The sequence below is a fragment of the Chitinophaga silvisoli genome, from assembly GCF_003412465.1.
GTDB lineage: Bacteria > Bacteroidota > Bacteroidia > Chitinophagales > Chitinophagaceae > Chitinophaga > Chitinophaga silvisoli.
Genome location: NZ_QTJV01000002.1, coordinates 1,069,389 through 1,093,240 on the forward strand (window position 1 = coordinate 1,069,389; position 23,852 = coordinate 1,093,240).

The window sequence follows — 23,852 nt, forward strand, 5'->3', positions numbered from 1 at the left end:
AATAAATAAGAGTGTATCAATAGGTACCAAATTTACTGCCTAATCAGGTAAATATCAAAAGGCGCAGGCGAAATGGGCTGGTGGGTGGTTGCGGTCGCCGTGTAATAATGCCTCAATTATCAATAAAACATAGGTATTCCCGCCCAATTCCCGTACCAAATGGGTTGGATATATGCTTTTTTATTTTATATTTACGTTAAGTGTTATAACAGCTTTAGTAAGCATGCCCTTTACGTATACACGTAAAGGTTACTGCTATTAGTATAAAACTAAAAGTATGTTGACAGACTTGGACATGGGCCAGAACTACTCCCTCAACGCCTTACAGAAGGAAAATGAACTATTGAAGACACGGATCAAGTGGCTCGAGACCTTATTGGACCATGTTCCCGCTATGTTATACACACATCAGAATAATATTAAGACTGTCAACTGGTGTAATCGTTATATGGAAGAGGTGACGGGGTATACGCAGGCGGAGATGAGTAATATGGGGCTTGATTTTTTTAAAGCGGTCATGCACCCGGAGGACTTTGATCTGGCAATAATCGCCCAGCAATCATTTCAGGAAAACAAAAGTGTATTTGGCGGTGTGTTACGATTTCGTAAACGGGATACGGAGCAATGGTGCTGGCTGGTAGGATTGGCAATGCCATTTACAAGAGATGAGCAGGGCAAAGTGAAAGATGTGATCTGTGCGTTCCTGGACCTGACTATGGCCATGGATACTAATGATCAGCTGGCCGAGGCAATGAGAGAAGTTTTGCGCAAGCATAACGACGATGTGCTGGCGAAGCTCACAGCAAGAGAAAAAGAAATCCTCAAACTGGCCGTCAATGGCCTGAATAATAAAGAAATAGCTGATACCCTCAATCTAAGCCGACATACGGTTGAAACCCATCGGAAAAACATCCGTTTAAAACTGAAAGTTAGGAATACTACTGAATTAGTGGCCCTGGCGAGAAAAGTTGGGTATCAATAATTTAAGTAAAATTCCTGCAATTTGCCTGCACTCCTTTTGCAAAAAAATACCCAAGCTTGGGTATTTGCATAACAATCAATTCCCTTTAATTTAGTAGCCTATTAACCGAAGGAGAGTTTGAAACGTTAGGAAAGACATTTTTTTAAAAAGGAAAAAGATAGTTAGTAATACCCCTATTGCTATGATCACCGAGGAAAGCGCATTAAAAGTTTTGCAGCTGGACGGTTCTGCAACGGCAGAAGAGATAGTTGCCCGCTATGAGTCATTGAAAGATCAATATAAAAAGATCAAAAATGAAACTGACGATCTAAAAACACTGCTGGCATATCAGCTCAAGCAGATAGAATTAGACGATGTCTATATTTATTTCAGAAAGAAACAAAGGATTTAACCTGAAGCTATTACCCTTTCATTCGTTGTAATTTAGCTCAGCTTTCATCCATTGTTTGTCGCTGTTTTTTTGACGTGACACACAATCAAAATAACCCAGGGTCTGTCTTTCTAATCTTTCAACCCGTATTATTTCCCAAATTAATAGTATCGCGCACACTGATGCCTTAGGCATCGGTATGCGCGTATTTATGTGCCGGTAATGACCATATTGCCGACATTTATTATATATTTACCTTTAAATCTCCTATATATGGGTACAATTGCTATCGTTTTATTAGTTCTAGCCCTGCTTGTGGTATTCTCGAGTTTTGTGACCATACAGCAAGGTACTATTGGGGTAACCACGATTTTTGGAAAGTATAACCGTATTTTGTTCCCCGGGCTTAACTTCAAAGTTCCCATCGTTGAAAAAGTATTCAAACGTATTTCTATTCAGAACCGCTCGGTAGAGCTGGAATTCCAGGCCATTACTGTTGATCAGGCCAATGTTTACTTCAAAGCGATGTTACTGTATTCCGTATGGAATCAGGAAGAAAACACCATCAAGAATGTGGCTTTTAAGTTCCTGGATGAACGTAGTTTCATGCAGGCGCTGGTACGTACCATTGAAGGTTCTATCCGCGGATTTGTGGCTACTAAAAGACAATCTGAGGTATTGGGATTGCGTCGTGACATTACGGAGCATGTGAAGGAGCAGATCGATGTAACGCTGGAGGATTGGGGGTATCACCTGCAGGATCTGCAAATGAATGATATCACTTTCGATGATGCAATTATGAAATCTATGGCCCAGGTAGTGGCATCCAATAACCTGAAAGCGGCTGCTGAAAATGAAGGTCAGGCTTTGCTGATTACAAAGACGAAGGCGGCAGAAGCGGAAGGTAATGCGATCAAGATTGCGGCGGAAGCGGAGCGTCAGGCTGCACAGCTGCGTGGTATGGGTGTGGCCCTGTTCCGTGAAGAGGTGGCGAAAGGTATGAGTATGGCGGCTAAGGAGATGCAGCAGGCTAATTTGGATACCTCTGTGATTCTGTTCTCTATGTGGACGGAGGCGATTAAGCACTTCTCAGAGAATTCGAAGGGGAATGTGATCTTCCTGGACGGGTCATCTGAGGGGATGGAGCAGACGATGAAGCAGTTGATGGCGCTGAATAAACTACAGGCTAAATAAAGATAAAAGTAAAAAAGTCCGGCCCTCATATGAGGGCCGGACTTTTTTTGTGGGTGCCTTTTTAATGCTATCTTCTTTGCGCAAAGAATGTTTTTACTAATTGCAAACTTTCCGCTTCTCCAGGCCCCTGTTCCACCCTGGTTTTGGGATGAAAAGGATTCGCCTCCCCGGTAGACCTTCTATAACTGTTCTTCTCATCTTTAGCCGCATATACTATACGGCCAATCTTACTCCAATACAGCGCCCCCGCGCACATCAGGCAGGGTTCCAGCGTTACATACAGTGTTGCTTCCATCAGGTATTTACTACCCAGAAAATTAAACGCTGCTGTCAGTGCCAGCATTTCTGCATGGGCTGTACAGTCATTCAGCTTCTCCACCTGGTTACTGCCCCGACCAATGATCTTATCGTTGAGCACTACAATCGCCCCCACAGGTACTTCTCCTTCATCAAAGGCTTTCCGGGCTTCGCGCATGGCCTGCTGCATATAGAATTCATCCGTCATCCCTGCTGCTGGTTTATCAGGTTTAAGAATTCATCCTCACTCAGGATGCGTATGGTATTGATCTTTTTCGCTTTTTCCAGTTTACTGCCGGCATCTTCACCTACTACCAGGTAATTCAGTTTGCTGGACACCCCGCTCAGGATCTTACCTCCCTGCTGCTCTACCATTTCTTCTGCATCGCTACGTTTCAGTTTATTGAGCGTACCGGTAAAGAGGAATGTTTGTCCATCGAAAGTACCACCCACAGGATGATCAGAACGGGAGCTCTTCAGGTTCAGTCCTAATTCTTCCAGGTGTTTCAGCATATCGAGGTTCTCAGGTGTAGCGAAGAACTGTTTGATGCTACCAGCTACTTTCGGTCCGATATCTTCCAGGGCGAGTAATTGTTCTTCCGTCCAGTCTTTGAAATCCGGCAGATAGCTGATGGCATTGGCCAGGGTCTTGGCGGTGGTTTCACCTACATATCGGATTCCCAGACCAAAGATCAGGCGGTGCAGCGGCTGGGTTTTGGAAGCTTCGATGGCCGTTTGCAGGTTAGTGAGGGACTTCTTTCCAAAACCTTCCAATTGTTCCAGTTTGCTAAAATCCATGGTATAAATACCCGGAATATCCTTCATCAGTTCCAGGCCATAGAACTTACGGACATTACTTTCGCCTAAGCTCTTGATGTCCATGGCATCTTTGCTTACAAAGTGGATCATTCTTTCTACCACCTGGGCTTCGCAGTTAATATTGATACAGCGCCATACGCTTTCACCTTCAGGTTTGAAAAGCGGCTCCTTACACACAGGGCATTCCTTAGGGAATACGATCTCCCTTTCAGAACCATCCCTGAGGTCGGCAACTGACTTCACTATATATGGGATTACGTCACCGGCTCTTTCGACCAGTACGGTATCGCCAAGTTTCAAATCCTTTTCACGGATTACATCTTCATTAAATAAGGAAATGGAACCAACTGTAACTCCACCGATAGGTACGGGATCAATTTTGGCTACCGGAGTAATAGAACCTGTACGACCGACCTGGAATTCCACATCCCTGAGTTTGCTGGTAGCCTGGCGGGCTTTGAACTTATAAGCCATGGCCCAGCGGGGGTGGTGGGTGGTCATACCCAGTTTATCCTGCAATTCGTAATCATTTACTTTTATTACCATTCCATCTATTTCATATGGAAGGTTATCCCTTTCATTTTCGAAAGTCAGGACATAATCGATCACTGCCTGGATGCCTTTTACCACCTTCTTTTCTTTAGCAGGAGAGCGGAAGCCCAGCTGGGTAAGCATATCCAGGGTATTGCTGTGGGTTTGGATTTCTTTCGGTTCTGTCTGCCCGTCTTCCATAGTGTGGTAACTCATATGGTAGAGGAAGGCTTCCAGGCCGCGTTTTGCCACTTCCTTCGGGTCCACCATACGGAGGGAGCCGGAGGCGGCATTGCGGGGATTGGCCAGTGGCGGCAGGTTTTCGGCAGCGCGCTGGTCATTGAAGGCTTTGAAAGTACTTTTATTGATCAGCACTTCTCCGCGGATTTCGATGGTATGTATCCCAAACTTTGAAAAGTTCGCCGTAAGGGGAATAGAGCGGATCTGGCGGATATTGGTCGTGATATCATCACCCGCCACGCCATCACCACGGGTAGCACCCCGGGTCAGGCGGTCGTTTTCATATATTAGGGATATACTGGCACCGTCAAATTTTGGCTCAATACAGTACTCAATATCGGTGAGGCCGCTTATTTCCCGGGCTTTACGATCCCAGTCCAGCAGGTCATCGGCATTGTAGGAGTTCTCCAGACTCAGCATGGGCACCAGGTGCTGTACAGTAGGAAATGCCTTATTCAGGCCCAAAGCAACGCGCTGGGTAGGAGAGTCCGGGCTGATGAGGTCCGGGTGGGCGGTTTCCAGTTGTTTCAACCAGGCGAAGAGCTGGTCATATTCGTAATCGCTCAACACAGGATCACTCTGTACATAATAGCGCCAGTCATTGTAGAGTATGACACGGCGTAGGTTTTCCAGCGTTTCATCAATGGATGAGGGGCTTTCTTTTTTTTGCAATTCAGCTAACAGTTGCTTCGCTAATTGCGCTAAAGTGATTTCTATTTCTTTCGTATACATATATTTTTACTATCGGCGTGTAAATTTAAAATACTTTCTGAACTATTTCTAAAATAGCCATTTCCCTTGTCTGTATTGGCTTTTGATGTGTTTGGGCCCCCTGTGGACCTATTAATTTTAAGAAAAAGATGACCAAAAAGTTTTTTATTAACAAAAAATTAATTAAGATTGTGTAACGAAACGAAAGCAACTGAAAGACGGATACAAAAATTACAGATTGATAAGGAACAAGTGAAAGGTTGAATGTTTTTTCCTATGCGCTCCTTAAAGAAATCTATCAACGAAGTGAAAAACGACCAAAATTAGTTTAAAGCCATTTATAAATTTCACGTAAGCCTTTATAAATTCCAAGAGTTTGTCTTTGTAAATTCCACAAGGCCTTTATAAATTCCGGCCTTTATGAATTCCACGAAAGCTATTAAAAGCTATTAATGTAGATTCCACGTACAATATTGAATAATTCCACGTCAATGAAATCTGGCAAGTGTGTTTTGCTGATTTTGTGTGATACTTCCCCTGCATAAAAGGTTTTATGCAGGGGAATTTTTTTAAGAGGCATTTGAACTGCATTTGCCTTTGGCAAATGCAGCCAATTACATATTTCTTCTATACTGCCCGCCCACTTCATACAGCGCATGCGTAATCTGCCCAAGGGAACAAGTCTTCACGGTTTCCATCAGCTCCACAAAAATATTCCCATTATTCGTCACTACTTCCTGTAAGCGCCTCAATGCCTGCTCACTTTCAGTAGCATGTCGCTTATGAAAAGCTTCCAGGGCATGAATCTGAAAATCTTTTTCCTCCTTCGTACTCCTGATCACCTCCGAAGGTATAATCGTAGGCGAACCTTTTGCATTTAAAAATGTATTCACTCCAATGATGGGATAAGCCCCACTATGCTTCAGGGATTCGTAATGCAAGCTCTCCTCCTGGATCTTATTTCGCTGATACATCCGCTCCATTGCACCCAGCACGCCGCCTCTCTCCGTGATCCTGTTAAACTCCGCCATCACCGCTTCCTCCACCAGATCCGTCAATTCTTCAATAAAGAAAGATCCCTGGATCGGGTTCTCATTTTTAGCAGTACCCAGTTCCCTGTTGATGATCAGTTGTATCGCCATTGCTCTCCGCACACTCTCTTCTGTTGGTGTGGTGATCGCCTCATCGTATGCATTTGTATGCAGTGAATTGCAGTTGTCATAAATCGCATACAATGCCTGCAGCGTAGTCCGGATGTCGTTGAAATCGATCTCTTGTGCATGCAGACTTCTGCCAGATGTCTGGATATGATATTTCAGTTTTTGTGAACGGTCATTTCCCTTGTATTTATACTTAATTGCTTTGGCCCAGATGCGCCTTGCCACACGGCCTATCACCGCATATTCCGGGTCCATTCCATTACTGAAGAAAAACGAAAGGTTCGGTGCAAAATCATCAATCTTCATTCCCCTGCTCAGGTAATATTCCACATAGGTAAATCCATTCGCCAATGTAAATGCAAGCTGCGTGATCGGGTTCGCACCTGCTTCTGCAATGTGATAACCGGATATACTCACTGCATAAAAATTCCGCACTTTTTCCTGTATAAAATACTGCTGTACATCACCCATCAGTTTCAATGCAAACTCAGTAGAGAAGATACAGGTATTCTGCGCCTGGTCTTCCTTCAGGATGTCTGCCTGCACTGTACCTCTTACACTGCTCAGGGCTTTTGCTTTTATCTGGTTATAAATCTCTGCGGGCAATATTTTATCGCCTGAAATACCCAGGAGTTTTAATCCAAGACCATTGTTTCCTTCAGGTAATTCTCCTGCATATACAGGCCCGTTTTTAAGGTCTGCAGGAATACCATTTTTGGCGATGTATTTTTCGCATTCCTGATCAATGGCAGCATTCATAAAAAACGCCAGCAGGATAGGAGCAGGCCCGTTGATGGTCATGGATACAGAAGTCATGGGATCGCACAGATCAAAGCCGCTATACAGTTTCTTTGCATCATCCACCGTTGCAATGCTTACCCCTGAATTGCCCACCTTACCATAAATATCGGGTCGGAAACCCGGATCTTCCCCGTACAGTGTAACGCTGTCAAATGCAGTGCTGAGCCGCCTTGCGGGCTGGCCGGCAGATACATAGTGAAATCTCTTGTTTGTACGTTCCGGCCCGCCTTCACCGGCGAACATACGGGTAGGATCTTCGCCTTCTCTCTTCATAGGAAACACTCCTGCTGCGTATGGAAATGATCCCGGTATGTTTTCAGTGAGCAGCCAGCGCAGCTGATCGCCCCAATCCTTATAGGCAGGCAGACTGATTCTGGGAATGCGCAGGCCGGAAAGACTTTCTGTATAAAGCGGCAGGTTGATGGTCTTATCCCTGACTGTAAATGAATATTGGTCTTGCCGGTATTGGTGTTGTATGGCTGGCCATTCCTCCAGCAACTGATTACAATCAGGATGCAGTTCTTTCTTCAGCTGATCAGCGATGTGTTGTAATTGCTGCTGAACCTGAGCTTCCTTTACTAATCCGATACTACCATCCAGCTGATATAGTTTGGAGGCAAGTGCGCATTGCTCCTTTACCCAGCTGCTATACTCTTCCAGCGATGTTACAATTTCAGAAAGATAACGTACGCGTGCAGGAGGGATGATCTGTGTGCGTGTAGTAGGATGATGTCCGTCATCTTTTGCAGCAGGGAGCTTCAATGCCTTCAGCAGTTTCTGAAACAACTGATTGATGCCCGCATCATTGAATTGCGAAGCGATAGTGCCTACGATGGGCAGGTCACTATCTGCTGCATCCCACAGCTTATGGGTTCTCTTGTATTGTCGCTTTACATCCTGCAATGCATCGAGGGCACCTGCTTTATCGAATTTATTGATTGCAATCACATCCGAATAGTCAAGCATATTTATCTTTTCGAGCTGACTGGCAGCGCCATATTCAGGAGTCATGACATACAGTGATACATCGCAGTGATCGATGATCGCAGTATCACTCTGTCCGATACCGGAAGTTTCGAGGATGATCAGGTCAAAAGCTGCCAGTCTGCAGATATCGATGGCTTCCTGTATATGAGCGCTGATGGCCTTATCACTATCGCGTGTAGCCAGCGAGCGCATATATGCCCTGGGATGGTGGATGGCATTCATCCTGATCCTGTCTCCCAGCAGTGCGCCGCCGGTTTTCTTTTTAGAAGGATCGACGGAAATTACGGCGATAGTTTTATCTGTAAAAGAATGGAGGAAACGGCGTACCAGTTCATCGGTCACGCTGCTCTTGCCGGCACCACCTGTACCTGTGATACCCAGTACCATACTGCCCTGGGCCGGATGGGGCAGGGAGAGTTGGTTACTTTCGGCAGCTGTAATGGCGGCGGCGATGAGGTGTGCATTCTTTGCGGGCAATTGAGCGAGTTTCCCGTTCAAATGCTGTACGGTAGAGAAGTTGCATTGCCTGATCACATCGGCAATCATGCCTTCCAGCCCCATTTGACGGCCATCGTCAGGCGAGTAGAGGCGGGTGATACCGTAGGCATGTAGTTCCTCAATTTCTGCAGGCAGGATGGTGCCACCGCCGCCACCGAATATCCTGATATGCCCGCATCCTTTTTCGTGCAGCAGGTCATAGATGTATTTGAAGAATTCAACATGTCCACCCTGGTAGGAGGTAATGGCGATGCCCTGGGCATCTTCCTGGATAGCACAGTCCACAATTTCTGCTGCGGAGCGGTTGTGGCCCAGGTGAATCACTTCTGCCCCCTGGGATTGCATGATTCTGCGCATGATATTGATTGCGGCATCATGGCCGTCAAAGAGCGCTGCTGCGGTAACGATACGAATTTTGTGAGCTGGAGTATCAGTCATTTGCTTTGGTGTTTGACAAGCACTTTGGCATTGTGGAATTAAGCTATGTAATTTACAAATTACAGATTACTTAATATTCCCGTATTTTTTTATTTTACACCCATTATTCACGTTTATTGACTTGCATTTCCACAAAAAAGCGCAAATCGTAATTGAAAACTTATAACAGAAATGGTGGCAAGAAGAGAATTTATCAGGAACAGCAGTTTGCTGGCAGGCGCTATGGCGCTGGGATTCCCTGGGGCTGTATTCGCCCGGGCAGGATACGTTTCCAAGCGTCCTCCGCTGGCAGATCGTAAGTTTACCAGTCAGGCAGTAGAAAAAATGATCGCAACCATCAAGAAAGAAGTTGCAGATCCGAAGCTGGGCTGGCTGTTCGAGAACTGTTTTCCAAATACCCTGGACACCACGGTGAAATTCAAGGTAGAAAACGGCCGTCCCGATACCTTTGTATTGACAGGCGATATCCACGCGATGTGGCTGCGCGACTCGACCGCCCAGGTATGGCCTTACCTGGAGCTGGTAAATGAAGATGAGAAACTGAAGCAGCTGATAGCTGGTGTGGTAAACAGGCAGACTAAATGTGTGATCATCGATCCATATGCCAATGCGTTCAACGAAGGTCCAACCGGTTCTGAGTGGGATAGTGACCTGACTGAAATGAAGCCTGAACTGCATGAAAGAAAATGGGAAATTGACTCACTGTGCTATACTGTAAGGCTGGCGTACAACTACTGGAAGAAAACCGGTGATGCCAGCGTACTGGACGATACCCATAAGAAAGCTGCTAAACTGATCGTGAAAACCTTTAAGGAGCAGCAGCGTAAAGATGGTCCTGGTCCTTACCACTTCCAGCGTAATACCCCTAAGCAGTCCGATACTGTAGCCAACAGTGGTTATGGTAGCCCGATCCTGCCTGTGGGCCTGATTGCTTCTATGTTCCGCCCATCAGATGATGCGACTGTGTTTCCATTCCTGATTCCTTCCAACATGTTTGCAGTGGTATCCCTGCACCAGTTGTCCGAGATCAGTACTGAGGTATACAAAGATGCAGCCTTTGCGAAGGAGTGTAAAGAACTGGCAGAAGAAGTAGATCGTGCGATCAAGGCTTACGCGATCGTAGAACATCCTTCGCTGGGTAAGATGTATGGTTTTGAAGTAGATGGTTTTGGTAACCGCCTGTTCCTGGACGATACAAACGTACCTAGCCTGCTGTCAATCCCTTACCTGGGTTATACTACTGCAGATGATCCTTTGTACCAGACAGCACGTCATTTCGTATGGAGTCCTTTCCATTGCTGGTTCTACAAGGGTAAATATGGTGAGGGTGTAGGTAGTCCGCACACCGGGGTAGACAAGATCTGGCCGATGAGTATTATCATGAAGGCGCTGACCAGCAGTGATAAGGAAGAAATAGCTGCATGTCTGAAGACCCTGCGTAATACCGATGGTGAAACCGGATTTATACATGAATCTTATCATAAAGACAATCCTTCAGACTATACCCGTCCATGGTTTGCATGGGTGAACACACTGTTCGGTGAGCTGATTGTGAAAATTCACAACGAGTATCCCGAATTGCTGAAGCGCAATTATGCCTGATAATTGTCTTCCTAAGTATTTGCAAAAAATCGCTTTTGCCATTGGCGGAAGCGATTTTTTGCTTTTATTACAGTCGTTAAATAATAAAACATGGCCCCTATTGCTATTTATGAAGAACAGATGAACCATTATAAGACGGAGTTGGCGAAGTATAAACGTCAGTTAAGTTTGCTGGGATATCTGCGTTTGTTGAGTTTTCTGATCATGTTATTTTTTGGGTACCTGTATTTCCGGGATAGCTTTGAGCTGATGTGGATCTTGCCTGTGGTGCTGATGCTGGGGGTATTTGCAGGAGCATTGATGGTATATACACGCATCCAGGAGAAACAGGTCCTGGCCAGGACATTGCTGCAACTGAATGAAAAGGAATACCAGCTGGCTACGACGGGGAATTCTTCATTTTATGACGGGGCCTTTTTTGTTGATGAAACCCATCCTTATACGGGTGACCTGGATGTATTCGGACACTCTTCTATTTATAGTCATATAAACCGTACGGGCACAATGACAGGGGCCAGCGTGCTGGCGCAGTTTTTAAAAATGCCATGGCCGGGCGTAGAGCGGACCCGGGAAAGACAGGAAGCTGTAAAGGAACTGGTACCAAAACTGCAATTCAGGCAACTGCTCAGTGCTCAGGCTGAGCTGGCAGGAGAAAAGGCGGATGACCAGAAGGAGCTGAGATTATGGCTGGATATGCCGGTTAAGTTTATCAATAACCAGTTTGTTCAGATTGTGAGATGGGTAAGCCCTGTATTGAGTGTGGTGGCTGTGGGGTACCTGCTTGCTACATACAATGTGTATCCTTTGCTGGCGATGTTGCTGATCAATAGTGTGATCTTAAGACAATATGTAGCGGAAATCAGCCGTCAGCATGTGCTGATTTCCAGCAAGGAGCGGGTATTTGCAAAGTTTTCGGTATTGGTACAGATGATCAATGGTGAGCAGTTCGGGCAGGCGGCGCTGCTGAACAGGGACCAGGAAAAGACGCAGGAAGCGGGTGCGGCCCTGAAGCGCCTGGCAAGGATTGTAAATATCTGGGACCAGCGTATGAATATGGCCATCGGGATGGTGCTGAACGGACTGGGGTTGTATGACCTGCATTGTGCCGTGATCCTGGAGAAATGGAAGCTGAAATACAAGGATAGGGTAGCTGGCTGGATGGATGTGATCTATGGGTTTGAGATCTATAATAGTATGGCCACTTTTGCCTACAATCATCCGGAATTCATTTATCCGGTGATAGATGATAAACAATCGCAGCTGACAGGGAAGGGCATTGGCCATCCCCTGATTCCGGCGGCAGCGAGCGTGAAGAATAGTATAGCCATTGGTACACCGCAGCAGTTCCTGATCATTACGGGGTCAAATATGAGCGGCAAGAGCACCTTCCTGCGTAGTGTGGGGAGCAACCTGCTGCTGGCTATGTGTGGGCTGCCGGTATGTGCGGAGGAGTTTACCTGTAGTCCGATGAAGATCATGACGAGTATGCGGATCAAGGATTCCATTGCGAAGCATACGTCTTATTTCCAGGCAGAGTTGCTGCGGTTGCAGGAGATTGTGAAGGTGTTGAAATCAGGGGAGAAGGTGTTTATCCTGTTGGATGAGATTTTGAAAGGAACGAATTCGGAAGATAAGTTGTCCGGATCCCGGAGTCTGATCGCTCATTTCCTGCAATATAATTGCCTGGGTATGATAGCGACGCATGACCTGGAGTTGGGGCAAATGGAAGAAGAGTATCCGGGCAGGATCAGGAACTATTGTTTTGAGAGTACCATCCAGGAAGAGCAGTTGTTCTTTGATTACCGGATCAGGGAAGGGGTGGCGCGGAATAAGAATGCGACCTTCCTGATGAAGAAGATGGAGATCATTTAGCGCCCACATCTGTTAAATAATTAAAATTTGGTCATGCTAATTTAATTAGTATTTTAGCTAAAAATATTAGCTATGACCTTGCCTTTTCAGGAGAGTGTACCGGAGAATCTCTATTATAAAGGACGTGGTGCCCAATTAAATCCTAAGAACAAATATCTAAAGAACGAATATGCACAGGAGCATGCTGAAGGCATTGATGAATGGTGGCAGGCAGACGTGCCTACCCAGATCCTGGAAGAACACGCAAAAACGTTGGTCAATAAGGTAGATAGTCCTGATGTAGGCATGTGGTACAGTATGAATCCTTACCAGGGTTGTGAACATGGCTGCATCTATTGCTATGCCCGAAATGCGCACCAGTTCTGGGGCATGAGCGCTGGTCTTGATTTTGAAAGAAAGATCGTTGTCAAGAAGAATGCACCTGAATTGCTGCGGAAGTTCCTCGACAACAAAAGCTGGGTACCTAAGCCCATTTCCCTTTCAGGTAATACAGATTGTTATCAGCCATTGGAAAGGAAGATGTTCCTGACCCGGTCCCTGCTACAGATAGCGTGGGAGTATAAGCAGCCGATTGGCATCATTACAAAGAATTCCCTGGTATTAAGAGATAAATATATACTGCAGCAGATGGCGCAGCACAACCTGGTATGTGTATATGTATCCATCACAACGGCAGATGAAGATCTGAGGCTGAAGATGGAGCCCCGTACTACCACGGCAGCGCAGCGTTTCAAGATAGTGAAGGAGCTGAGTGAGCTGGGTATACCGGTAGGAGTGATGACGGCACCAATGATTCCCGGGTTAAATGATCATGAAATGCCGCAGCTGTTGGATATGGCTGCAGCGAATGGCGCTAAATTTGCAGGGTACACGGTCGTGCGCCTGAACGATGCGGTGAAAGTGATTTTTAATGACTGGTTATACAAGAATTTCCCGGACAGGGCAGACAAGGTATGGCATCATATCGAAGGCCTGCATGGCGGCCAGGTAAATGACAGCAACTTTGGAAGAAGGATGAGAGGAGAGGGAAATATTGCGGACCTGATACGGCAACAATTCAAAGTACACACGAAAAAGTTTGGTTTGAACCAGGAGAAGTTTGAATTCAATACTGAATTGTTTCAACGCCCGCAAGTGCAGCTGCGACTGTTTTAGCACATATCATTGCTACTGATTATATTAGATTGCTCTATAAAAAAATAGAAAAAATTTATTAAAGAATATAGCAGAAATAAAAAAATAAAAAATATCTTTGTGTAGCAATAAAAAAGATAAATGAAACGCAGTCCAAAACATATTACATCAGCGATGTCCTGTAAGCAAAAGCAGGCCAGCTGTGGGTTGCGGGAATGTTGCACCAATTGATAACGAAGAAATAACTTATCAAATGATAAAACAAAGGTCCCGCAGGTGATGCGGGACCTTTTGCTTTTTAAGCACTGAAATGAAGACGACTGAGTTAGATAAGGAATCGATACAGACAACTGTTATGTGTATATACTGTCAGGGAAAGCCGGAAGTATCTGCGCGATGGATCGCATTGGCCTCTACAGGGCCGAATGGGCCAGGTATGTACTGACATAAGTAAACTTATGTAGATACGCCCGGTCCTGATCTAAGGAACCGGGTTTTTTATTTTATAAACGATCCGGTGAAACGAAAAAACAAACTATGGACATTAATATTTTATAATACTGTTATGTACTAACCGTGTACAGAAAGTGGATCGGGATAGGGTGCATAACCCCAAACAGCAAGAAGATGAGAAACGTAATACAAGTAGTAAGAGAGGCATTGCTCACCAATTTCAGGGAGTTAGACAAGTGGTTTGAAAAAGACGCTGACCTGTTGCACTATAAACCTGACGCGGGGCACTGGAATGCCAGAGAAGTGCTGGAACATATCAGCCTTACAAATTATTTCCTGTTACTGATCATTAACAAGAGTACACGCCGTGCCCTGGATCGCAGACATGCGGCCGGAGCAATCACATTGCCTGCAGATTACCATGAAAAGTTTGAACAGATTGATGTGATAGGTAGTCGTTCTTTTGGCTGGATCAGACCCGAACACCTGGAGCCTAGCGGCCTGCAGGACATGCACGAAATCAGAACCCTGCTCAAACAACAGTTTGCGCAATGTATGTATAATCTTAGTCTGCTGAAAAACGGAGAAGGCAGGTTGGTACTCACCAACATGTCTGTGAATCACCTTGGCAAACTGGATATTTACCAGTACATCTACTTTTTGACTAAGCACATCGAGCGTCATATTCGCCAGATGGAAAGGTTGAAAAGGGAATACAACGGAGAAAAAGAACCGGCTACACGAATCGTGACAGCCATCGTAGATGCGCCAGATGAAGCAGCAGCAGATATGGCAGTGCTATAATATGGTCAACTATATTTCTCATCCTTTGTTTTTTAATTCCGCTGTTCTAATACCATCAGTTTACCGGTGACAATCTTGTCGCCGGTATTTTTGTGAAAGGAGCAGCACCCCCAAAATTTGTTAATACGCCCAAATGATATTGTAAGAAACATCGTACGTAGACCGCGGGGTAATCCTGCCCTGCCAGTTTTCTTGTATAAGAATGTACCTTTGCAATCATTTTTAAAAATCGCATGGAAAATATTTTACAGCAGCGGGTGATCAGTGGGGATACTATTTTTGGCAATGGCTTGCTGGAAAGCAGACCATTCTACCTGTATTATTTCAATAGAATACCTAATATAAGTATGGTTTACGGCATTAACGGCGAGAAGTCTTTCGCCGGGTTTAGAAATGCCTACAAGGATAAGATATCTGAAGTATACAGAAGAGAAGAGATCGATAAGAAGGATAAAACTTATCAGCATGACATCTCCATCGTGGTCCTGAACAATGAATGTATGGTGGAATTTGGAGATGGATATTGTGAAATTCTGCACAATGGACAGTCCGATGCCTTTGTCAAAGAAGTAACAACCCTCGTAAGAAGATACCGTACCCGCGAAAAGAAAAAGAAATTTGAACTGAACCTCATTACCGTCGAAAATGGTGCATTGACCCTGAAGGCAATGGAGTTCAAGCGGACCAAACTGGATCTGAGTCTCTACTATGAGGATGACTTTATCGCTATTGACCAGCTGATCTACAAGCGGCTGAATACAGACGACGACAAGGGGATAGTATTACTGCACGGCCTGCCGGGTACCGGGAAGACTACTTACCTGCGTTACCTGATTGGCCGGTTAAAAAAGAGGGTATTATTCCTCTCGCCGGCAGTAGCCCGCAATATTATGCAGCCTGAGTTCATAGACCTGTTGATTGACAATCCCAACACGATCCTGGTGATCGAAGATGCGGAAAACATCATCATGGACAGAAAGACTACGGGCAACTCCTCGGTGTCTAACCTCCTGAACCTGTCTGACGGTCTGCTGGCAGACTGCCTGAATGTACAGGTAATCTGTACTTTCAACAGTGATATTTCACAGATTGATAGTGCATTGATGAGAAAAGGACGTTTGATCGCCAAGTATGAGTTTGGAAAGCTTTCAGTAGACAAGGCGCGTCAGCTGTCGGGCAACCAGGGCTTCCAGACGATGATCGATAAGCCGATGACGATAGCGGAGGTGATGAACCAGCACGAGCCCAGCTTCGAAAAGCAGGAGGCTACGATTGGTTTCAGAGCCGGTTTTAAGTTATAATGTTTTAAGTCCCCCGCTTATCCGGCGGGGGATTTTATTATACAATTAGTCCATTAAAACTGTAGACTATTTAAATAATTTTATGTAATATTGCCTTGATCTCGCTCCATTGGCCACCAACAGTAGGGCTTTTACCCGTAATTCGAAATTATTCTTGGCGTGCATTTAAATCACATGGCCTGGGCCGTTCCACTGTTCCTGGGGTTGATGGGCTTAGAGTATCTTGTAGCCCGTAAGACCGGAAAGAACTATTTTGGTTTTGCCAGCTCCGTCAGCAACATTAATGTTGGTATCGCAGAAAGATTGCTGGATACCTTTACCGTAGGGATCTTTTACTTTGTGTATGAATTCCTGCATACCCACTTTGCAATTTTCAACATTCAATCTGGCGTACTCCTTTGGTTTAGCCTGCTCCTGCTTACAGACTTTATCTGGTACTGGTACCACCGGCTGGCGCATGAAGTGAATTTTCTCTGGGCTGCCCATGTGGTACACCACCAGAGTGATGACTTCAACTACACCGTCTCGGCCAGGATTACTGTATTCCAGGCATTTGCCCGGATGTGTTTCTGGTCTATTCTGCCGGTGATCGGTTTTCCTCCTGCTATGATCATCAGTGTGCAACTGGTACATGGCATCTATCCTTTCTTTATACATACCCGAACGATCCCTAAGCTGGGATTTTTAGAATATATTTTTGTAACACCTTCCCATCACCGTGTACACCATGCTTCTAATGACCAGTACCTGGATAAGAACTATGGGGATGTGTTCATATTCTGGGACAAGCTGTTTAGCACCTTTACAGTGGAGGAGGAGGAGCCGGTGTATGGGTTGACTAAACCACTGGATAGCAATAGTTTTCTTTGGCAGCACTTTCATTTTATACTGGAGATCATATATGCCGTTAGGCAGACAACGGGTTTCAGGGAAAAAATCAAAGTCATCTTCGGTAAGCCTGACAAGATTGATCCTGCCATCCGGCCACAACTGGAAGAAAAGTTCCTGAGCAGGAACAGGACGGGGGTAGCTACCCGACGGCTTCATCTGTATGTGGTATGGCAGGTGCTGGCCACGCTGGTGGTGTTATTTTTCTTTTTGCTGCTGGAGCATTATGCATCTGTGTTTATACAAATTTGTATCTCATTGTTGATCTTTCTGACCCTGATCAATACAGGGGCTATACTTGAACAACGCCGCTGGGTGTTTTACCTAGAATATGCCCGTATTTTCGTCATATTCCTCGCGCTTTCAAGTATCTGGCCATTATCGCTGGTTGTATTCCTGGTGGGGCAGGTGTTGTTCCTGATCTACTGGCCGGCTATCGAAAAGCAATATCTGCGGCTGTTGTATGGCGTAAAAGGAGAGTGACCGCTTATCATTTTCATTTTTCTCTTAATAAATCATGCGAATGCCTGCGGCCGGCTAAAAAGGCAACATGATACACTACTGATTTCTTACATATTGAGTTTTATATGTAAATTTTAATAAATTTGCCTATCTGTTATTGAAAATTCATAGGAATTGCTAAAGAAAACCGACTTAATTAGTTCTAAAATTGGTTCAATGTGTCATCGATAAAGAAAAACTTCTTTTACAATTCCATTTTATCTGTTAGCCGGATCATCTTCCCATTGATCAGTTTTCCTTACTCCTCCCGGATACTGGGTCCTGACGGTATTGGAAAGATCAATTTTGTGGATAGTTACTCCCAATACTTCTGCTTATTAGCCGCTTTAGGTATACCATTATACGGCATCAGGGAAGTTGCTAAAACAAGACATGACCCGATCGGATTAAAGAAACTGACATCAGAATTGTTGGTTTTAAATTTTCTCGGATCGCTTATCTGTTGCGTTTTCTACTTTGTCATTGCCATCTTAACGCATAAGTATGCCGGCAATCACTTTCTGTTTATATTAGGTGCTATCGGGTTATTACTGACTCCTTTTCCTGCTGAATGGTTCTTCCAGGGAATGGAGAAGTTCAAATATGTAGCTACGCGTAGTTTTTTCCTGAATATCGTATCGCTGATACTCCTGTTCACATTGGTGAAATCACCTGCTGATGCCACGTGGTACTACGCGATCAATATCATCACCCTCACATTGAATGTATTGGTCAATCTCAGGCAACTGGGTAAGGAAACGACGTTTACATTCAAAGACCTGGCATTAAAACGCCATATCAAACCTCTCACTTTACTCTTCTCCTCGCAGGTAGCGATCAGTGTATATGTGTTACTTGATAAAGTAATACTGGGTTATATGGCCGATGATAAATACCTCGGTTATTATGCATCATCGCTCAAGATCGCGAAGGTATTGCTCACCGTGATCAGTGCACTGGCCATCGTGATGGTACCACAAATGTCGAAGGCATTTAAGGACCAGGACATGGACCGCATTCACCACCTGTACAGGAAAGCAGTATCATTTGTACATACCATCGGTATTCCGATTACCGCCGGATTAATCTGCCTTTCAGATGAAATCATTATTTTACTGACTGGCAGGGAGTTTTTACCGGCTACCACATCGCTTGTGATCATCGCACCTATCGTTTTCCTGATAGGGTTGAATAATATCTTTGGTATGCAGATCCTTACTGCCAATGGCAAGGAGCGATTATTGCTACGAAGTGTATTGGCAGGTACGGTGCTGAATGTAGTGGCGAACCTGGTGCTGATCCCATTCTGGTATCACAATGGTGCATCGGTGGCCATTACGCTCACAGAACTACTGGTAGCTATATTGACCGGTTATTTTGCATGTAAGGAAATAAATGTAAAATATGCATGGGGACAACTGCTTGTCAATTGTCTTGTATGTGTACCTTTCTGGGGTATATACAACGTGGTCCGTTCGGAGAATATGATTTTGACGATCGCTTTGACAGCAGTGTTGTGTTCGATCTATTATGCGATCATGGAAATATTTGTATTGAAGGAAACCTTGTGGGTGGAAAATTATGTAAGAATTAAAAAAATGGTAAATGAAAGAATTTGATGTTTTAGTAGTGGGCAGTGGATTGTTCGGGGCTGTATTTGCACATGAATGCGTAAAGGAAGGAAAGAAAGTACTTGTTGTGGACAGACGCAGTCACAGAGGCGGAAACGTATATTGCGAGAACATTCAGGATATCAATGTCCATAAGTATGGAGCGCACATTTTTCATACCAATGATAAGGATATATGGGACTATGTGAACTCATTTGTTCCATTCAATCATTATGTAAATTCTCCGCTGGCTGATTACAAAGGAGAGTTATACAACCTGCCATTCAACATGAATACTTTCTACCAGTTGTGGAAAGTAAAAACACCTCAGCAGGCAAAAGATAAGATTGCATCACAGGTGGCTTCACTCAATATCAAAGAACCTGCGAACCTCGAAGAGCAGGCGCTTTCACTGGTAGGTCCTGACATCTACGAAAAACTCATCAAAGGATATACAGAGAAACAATGGGGACGCAAGGCGACAGAATTGCCGTCATTTATCATCAAGCGTTTACCACTGCGTTTTACATACAACAATAACTACTTCAACGATAAGTACCAGGGTATTCCGGTAGGTGGCTACAACAAGCTGATCGATGGATTGCTGGATGGTATAGAAGTGCGGCTGGATGTAGATTACCTGAAATCAAAAGAAGAATTAGATCAACTGGCTACCACTGTTGTATTCACCGGTCAGCTGGATGAGTATTACAATTTCAGGTTTGGCAAACTGCAATACCGCAGTTTACGCTTTGAGCACGAAGAGCTGTCTGTACCTGACTTTCAGGGGAATGCAGTAGTGAATTATACAGAGCGCGAAGTGCCATATACAAGAATCATAGAGCACAAGCACTTTGAATTTGGTACACAGAAATCAACAGTGATCACCCGCGAATATTCACAGGAATGGCAGGAAGGGCTTGAGCCTTACTATCCAATCAACGACGATGAAAATTCAAAGCTGTACAAGCAATACAAAGAACTGGCAGACAAAGAGACCGCTGTGATCTTTGGTGGCCGTCTGGCAGAGTACAGGTATTACGACATGCACCAGGTAGTAGGTTCTGCATTGCACCAGGTGAAGAATTTTCTAAGCAAAAAGTAGTTCGATGATTGAGGTATCCGGGAATACGAAGATATATATGATGTGTCCACCCCAAACAGCGACAGGTGGCCCTGAACTATTGCATCAGCTGGTATCGGCACTGAGCAGCAAGGGATTTGACATCAGTATATATTACGTGCCTGTGCAGGAAAACCCAGTGCATGAAAATTACCTGAAGTACAATTGCAAATTTGTAACACAGATAGAAGATGATCCGCAGAACATATTGATCATCCCGGAAGCTTTGCTCTTTAAAACAAAAGCTTTCAAACATATCCGTAAGTGTGTATGGTGGCTCAGTATCGACAACCTGTTCAAGTACGGATTATCTCCAAGATTTTATCAATACATCAGAAGGCTGGGTGGAGAAAACCTGTTCAGAAAGAGCGTGATGATAGGTGAGGTAAAAGGGAAATTCGACTATCACATCGCCCAGTCATATTACGCCATAGATTTCCTTGACAAACATGGAATAAAGGCAGGTTATTTATCTGACTATCTGAATACAGATTTCTTACAAGATTCCCGCCAGGTAGATTACAATAAAAAGCTGCCACAGGTATTGTATAACCCTAAGAAAGGGATAGAATTTACAAAGCAGATCATGGCAGCTTATCCTGAAGCAAAATGGATTCCGCTGATAGGGTTGAAACCCGCTGAGGTGGCGGAATTACTCAAGGCTTCTATGGTCTATATCGACTTTGGGGAACATCCGGGTAAGGACCGTTTTCCAAGAGAAGCTGCGATCTATGGTTGCTGTGTGATCACCGGTAGAAAAGGTTCTGCGGCCAATGCCGGCGATGTACCTATACCAGAACAATACAAGATAGAAGATTCGGCTACCCAAATTTCGACGATTACAAACAGGATCAAAGAATGTTGTACTGCATACAGCAAGCATGTCAATGATTTCGAAGCATACAGGCAAAAGATCTATGATGAAGAGCGTGTGTTTATAGCAGATCTTGACAAAATATTCCAAAGACACCCGTAATGAAAGTATACGTTGTCATAGTAATCTATAATGGATTAAAATGGATAGACAGGTGCTTTGGCAGCCTTCGGCAATCTGTTTTGCCTGTAACGGTGATCGCTATTGACAATGGCAGCACTGACGGCTCTGTAGAAAAGATCAGGGCAGACTTCCCCGAAGTGCAATTGATGGAGGCGGAGTCGAACCTCGGTTTTGGCAAGGCCAATAATATGGGTATGGAACTGGCCGAAAAAGCTGGTGCAGATTATATCTTCCTGTTCAACCAGGATGCCTGGATAGAGGGTGATACTCTTCAGGGATTGGTCACCGTAGCGGCCAGCAATAAGGATTTCGGCATCATCAGCCCGATCCATCTGAATGGGAGCTATACCGGCCTTGATATTAATTTCTCCAATTACATTGCCCCTGACAAATGCGAAGGGTTAGTGTCAGATATGTTCATCCGGCAACTGAAACCTGTCTATGATCTCGAATTTGTGAATGCCGCCGCCTGGCTGGTATCAATGGCGTGTTACAGGAAAGTTGGTGGATTTGAACCATTATTCTTCTTTTATGGCGAGGACTGGAATTATTGCCAGAGAGTAAGAGCGCACAATTTCAAAATTGGCGTAGCCCCTGCTTACACCATTTGCCATGACAGGGAAGTAAGAAAAGGAAAGCTGAATCCTACCCCCGATAAACTAAGAGAACGTACCATGTCGCTGTCCGTACTGCTGGATATTACAAATGGATGGACCAGCAGGGTACTGCTTTTTACCAGGATCAGGCTGGTAGGGCTGCTAGCAAGTACGCTCCGGCTCAAACCGGTGTCGGCAGGGTATCACCTCAGGGAGATCTGCTACCTGCTGACTCACTATTCCAAAATAAAGAGCATACGGCGGGGATATAAAGAATAACTTACCTTTGGACCCGCCATTAAGGACTACCAAACACGGTTTAATGTATGCGCTCCGTAAAGAGAAACTTTGTTTATAACAGTTTGCTGACTGTCTGTAATATTCTGTTCCCAATTATCAGTTTCCCATACGCCTCCCGCGTGCTGGGTGTAACGGGTATAGGTAAGACCCAGTTTATACTCACATTCGCCCAGTATTTTGTCATCTTCTCCGCATTGGGTATTCCTATTTACGGATTGAGGGAAACTTCCAAAGTGCGGGATGACAGAACTGCATTGTCAAAGTTGTTTTCAGAGATAGTGGTGATCAATGTCATCGCTTCACTGATCGTGATGGTAGTGTATGTAGCCATGGTCGTGGGTATTCCTCGATTTCAGCAGGATGCGTCTTACTATTATCTCGCCGGATTGATTATCATCGGCAGTTTTTCGAATGTAGACTGGTTATACTCAGGACTGGAGAATTTCGGGGTGATCACATTCCGGTCAGTGACCATCAAGTTACTGGCTTTTATTGCCTTGTTCTGCTTTGTACATACGGCGACTGATACTTATATCTACCTGTCAATCAGTGTGTTTGCATTAATAGGTAACCAGATATGGAACCTGGTCTCCCTGCACAAGGTGGTGAGTTTTACGCTAAGCGGGTTGGATGTGCGCCGGCACCTGAAACCAGTGTTCCTCACATTTGGAGTGATGCTAGCTGTAAGTTTATATACACAGTTTGATACCGTTTTACTGGGGTTGCTGGGCAATGAGCCGGCGGTAGCCTGTTATACCGCAGCCATAAAACTGAACAGGGTTGCATTGCCCCTGATCACCGCACTGGGAACCGTACTGATACCGCGGATCACCATTGCTATTAAGGATGGCGACACAATGGAGCAACAAAGATTGTTCGACCAGTCATTCTGGTTCGTGTGTTTTTTAGGTATTCCTATGATGGCCGGGCTCTATTTGTTTGCCCCTGAACTCATTACCTTATTTGCCGGCAAGGCATTTGCTGATGCTATTATCCCTATGCAAGTGATGGGTCCCCTTGTCTTTGTGGTGGGGATGGCACATATCATGGCAGTACAGTTTCTGATACCAGGAGGATATGAAAAGCAATACTTTATAGCTGTAATTTGCGGAACGGTGATCTCCCTGGCACTCAACTTTTTGCTGGTACCCCGGTTTTTGGCGGTAGGAGCAGCAGTCACCAATATTATGACAGAGGTAGTCGTTACCCTGATCGCCGGGTACTTTGTGTTTAAATACTACCTTATCAACGTAAGGTGGAAGATGGTAATTTACAACTTGCTGATAGTCATTGTCTTCTTGCCAATTGGTTGGCTCTGTCGGAAGATTAGCCATAATGAATTGATAATTTTAGTAACAGGAATACCACTTTGTGCGTTGTATTATTTGCTATTCCAGGTATTGGTGGTGAAGGACCAGCAACTACAATTACTGAACTGGAATACCTGGAAGAAAGCAAAACCACAGGAAGTGGCTGCGGAGGGCCAGGGGATTGTGAATAATGAAATTGTATAGTTAAATATTATGTCATTTTTAATCGGTGAAACATTTCCGGTTGTCTAAGTGAATGACTGGTTTTCATCAGGTTAATATTTATATATTATTTTTAATAGATTTGCACCTGATTTATATCCAGAATCAAAT

17 protein-coding genes are annotated in these 23,852 nt (G+C 44.7%); 14 read left to right on the top strand and 3 right to left on the bottom strand.

Translation table 11 applies throughout. From position 1 onward, the window contains the following. Window positions 1–277 precede the first annotated feature (277 nt). From DXN04_RS10700 to DXN04_RS10710, 3 genes are all read left to right on the top strand, one after another. The gene (locus DXN04_RS10700) at window positions 278–982 is read left to right on the top strand and encodes a LuxR C-terminal-related transcriptional regulator (protein WP_116853308.1); all 705 of its coding nucleotides are present in this window, start codon (window positions 278–280) and stop codon (window positions 980–982) included. A gap of 181 nt (window positions 983–1,163) precedes the next feature. Continuing rightward, window positions 1,164–1,373 (top strand): hypothetical protein, encoded by a 210-nt coding sequence (locus tag DXN04_RS10705; RefSeq protein ID WP_083724458.1) that lies wholly within the window; start codon window positions 1,164–1,166, stop codon window positions 1,371–1,373. Between the two features lie 252 nt (window positions 1,374–1,625). Beyond that, complete coding sequence (locus DXN04_RS10710) at window positions 1,626–2,546, top strand: SPFH domain-containing protein (protein WP_116853309.1); 921 nt, start codon at window positions 1,626–1,628, stop codon at window positions 2,544–2,546. A gap of 67 nt (window positions 2,547–2,613) precedes the next feature. Here the strand turns inward: DXN04_RS10710 and DXN04_RS10715 are convergent, their stop codons facing one another. The 3 genes from DXN04_RS10715 to DXN04_RS10725 all read right to left on the bottom strand — a co-directional run bounded on the left by DXN04_RS10715 (window position 2,614) and on the right by DXN04_RS10725 (window position 9,028). Beyond that, on the bottom strand, window positions 2,614–3,051 hold the full coding sequence (locus tag DXN04_RS10715) for a nucleoside deaminase (protein ID WP_116853310.1): 438 nt from the start codon (window positions 3,049–3,051) through the stop codon (window positions 2,614–2,616). Continuing rightward, complete coding sequence (gene ligA / locus DXN04_RS10720) at window positions 3,048–5,165, bottom strand: NAD-dependent DNA ligase LigA (RefSeq protein WP_116853311.1); 2,118 nt, start codon at window positions 5,163–5,165, stop codon at window positions 3,048–3,050. Before ligA ends, DXN04_RS10715 begins: the two co-directional genes overlap by 4 nt. A gap of 593 nt (window positions 5,166–5,758) precedes the next feature. Continuing rightward, window positions 5,759–9,028 (bottom strand): methylmalonyl-CoA mutase family protein, encoded by a 3,270-nt coding sequence (locus DXN04_RS10725; protein ID WP_116853312.1) that lies wholly within the window; start codon window positions 9,026–9,028, stop codon window positions 5,759–5,761. Between the two features lie 171 nt (window positions 9,029–9,199). On the opposite strand from DXN04_RS10725, the gene DXN04_RS10730 reads away from it, so the two are divergent. The 11 genes from DXN04_RS10730 to DXN04_RS10780 all read left to right on the top strand — a co-directional run bounded on the left by DXN04_RS10730 (window position 9,200) and on the right by DXN04_RS10780 (window position 23,723). After that, window positions 9,200–10,630 carry a glycoside hydrolase family 125 protein gene (locus DXN04_RS10730; protein ID WP_116853313.1) on the top strand — a complete coding sequence of 477 codons (1,431 nt, stop codon included), beginning with the start codon at window positions 9,200–9,202 and terminating at the stop codon, window positions 10,628–10,630. A gap of 90 nt (window positions 10,631–10,720) precedes the next feature. Beyond that, window positions 10,721–12,502 carry a MutS-related protein gene (locus tag DXN04_RS10735; RefSeq protein ID WP_116853314.1) on the top strand — a complete coding sequence of 594 codons (1,782 nt, stop codon included), beginning with the start codon at window positions 10,721–10,723 and terminating at the stop codon, window positions 12,500–12,502. 72 nt (window positions 12,503–12,574) lie between these two features. Next, complete coding sequence (locus DXN04_RS10740; RefSeq protein WP_116853315.1) at window positions 12,575–13,657, top strand: PA0069 family radical SAM protein; 1,083 nt, start codon at window positions 12,575–12,577, stop codon at window positions 13,655–13,657. A 606-nt stretch (window positions 13,658–14,263) separates the two neighbouring features. Next, the gene (locus tag DXN04_RS10745) at window positions 14,264–14,893 is read left to right on the top strand and encodes a DinB family protein (RefSeq protein WP_116853316.1); all 630 of its coding nucleotides are present in this window, start codon (window positions 14,264–14,266) and stop codon (window positions 14,891–14,893) included. 233 nt (window positions 14,894–15,126) lie between these two features. After that, window positions 15,127–16,194, top strand: coding sequence for an AAA family ATPase (locus tag DXN04_RS10750; RefSeq protein ID WP_116853317.1), 1,068 nt, complete (start codon window positions 15,127–15,129; stop codon window positions 16,192–16,194). Window positions 16,195–16,353: 159 nt separating this feature from the next. After that, window positions 16,354–17,565 (top strand): sterol desaturase family protein, encoded by a 1,212-nt coding sequence (locus DXN04_RS10755; protein ID WP_116853318.1) that lies wholly within the window; start codon window positions 16,354–16,356, stop codon window positions 17,563–17,565. Window positions 17,566–17,762: 197 nt separating this feature from the next. Further along, complete coding sequence (locus DXN04_RS10760; RefSeq protein WP_116853319.1) at window positions 17,763–19,202, top strand: flippase; 1,440 nt, start codon at window positions 17,763–17,765, stop codon at window positions 19,200–19,202. Then, window positions 19,189–20,298 carry a UDP-galactopyranose mutase gene (gene glf, locus DXN04_RS10765; RefSeq protein WP_116853320.1) on the top strand — a complete coding sequence of 370 codons (1,110 nt, stop codon included), beginning with the start codon at window positions 19,189–19,191 and terminating at the stop codon, window positions 20,296–20,298. Before DXN04_RS10760 ends, glf begins: the two co-directional genes overlap by 14 nt. Before the next feature lie 37 nt (window positions 20,299–20,335). Continuing rightward, window positions 20,336–21,292 carry a glycosyltransferase family protein gene (locus DXN04_RS10770; RefSeq protein ID WP_147319893.1) on the top strand — a complete coding sequence of 319 codons (957 nt, stop codon included), beginning with the start codon at window positions 20,336–20,338 and terminating at the stop codon, window positions 21,290–21,292. After that, window positions 21,292–22,188, top strand: coding sequence for a glycosyltransferase family 2 protein (locus tag DXN04_RS10775; RefSeq protein ID WP_116853322.1), 897 nt, complete (start codon window positions 21,292–21,294; stop codon window positions 22,186–22,188). Before DXN04_RS10770 ends, DXN04_RS10775 begins: the two co-directional genes overlap by 1 nt. A gap of 47 nt (window positions 22,189–22,235) precedes the next feature. After that, a complete protein-coding gene (locus DXN04_RS10780; protein ID WP_116853323.1) occupies window positions 22,236–23,723 on the top strand; it encodes a flippase in 1,488 nt (495 codons plus the stop codon). Window positions 23,724–23,852: the final 129 nt, after the last annotated feature.

Excerpts from the sequence above, each read along its gene's own strand:
- DXN04_RS10745 (WP_116853316.1), top strand. The coding sequence starts at position 14,264 with ATGAGAAACGTAATACAAGTAGTAAGAGAGGCATTGCTCACCAATTTC.
- DXN04_RS10740 (WP_116853315.1), top strand. The coding sequence starts at position 12,575 with ATGACCTTGCCTTTTCAGGAGAGTGTACCGGAGAATCTCTATTATAAA.
- DXN04_RS10780 (WP_116853323.1), top strand. The coding sequence starts at position 22,236 with ATGCGCTCCGTAAAGAGAAACTTTGTTTATAACAGTTTGCTGACTGTC.
- DXN04_RS10775 (WP_116853322.1), top strand. The coding sequence starts at position 21,292 with ATGAAAGTATACGTTGTCATAGTAATCTATAATGGATTAAAATGGATA.
- ligA (WP_116853311.1), bottom strand. The coding sequence starts at position 5,165 with ATGTATACGAAAGAAATAGAAATCACTTTAGCGCAATTAGCGAAGCAA.
- DXN04_RS10730 (WP_116853313.1), top strand. The coding sequence starts at position 9,200 with ATGGTGGCAAGAAGAGAATTTATCAGGAACAGCAGTTTGCTGGCAGGC.
- DXN04_RS10725 (WP_116853312.1), bottom strand. The coding sequence starts at position 9,028 with ATGACTGATACTCCAGCTCACAAAATTCGTATCGTTACCGCAGCAGCG.
- DXN04_RS10705 (WP_083724458.1), top strand. The coding sequence starts at position 1,164 with ATGATCACCGAGGAAAGCGCATTAAAAGTTTTGCAGCTGGACGGTTCT.
- DXN04_RS10710 (WP_116853309.1), top strand. The coding sequence starts at position 1,626 with ATGGGTACAATTGCTATCGTTTTATTAGTTCTAGCCCTGCTTGTGGTA.
- DXN04_RS10715 (WP_116853310.1), bottom strand. The coding sequence starts at position 3,051 with ATGACGGATGAATTCTATATGCAGCAGGCCATGCGCGAAGCCCGGAAA.
- DXN04_RS10770 (WP_147319893.1), top strand. The coding sequence starts at position 20,336 with ATGATGTGTCCACCCCAAACAGCGACAGGTGGCCCTGAACTATTGCAT.
- DXN04_RS10735 (WP_116853314.1), top strand. The coding sequence starts at position 10,721 with ATGGCCCCTATTGCTATTTATGAAGAACAGATGAACCATTATAAGACG.
- DXN04_RS10700 (WP_116853308.1), top strand. The coding sequence starts at position 278 with ATGTTGACAGACTTGGACATGGGCCAGAACTACTCCCTCAACGCCTTA.
- DXN04_RS10750 (WP_116853317.1), top strand. The coding sequence starts at position 15,127 with ATGGAAAATATTTTACAGCAGCGGGTGATCAGTGGGGATACTATTTTT.
- glf (WP_116853320.1), top strand. The coding sequence starts at position 19,189 with ATGAAAGAATTTGATGTTTTAGTAGTGGGCAGTGGATTGTTCGGGGCT.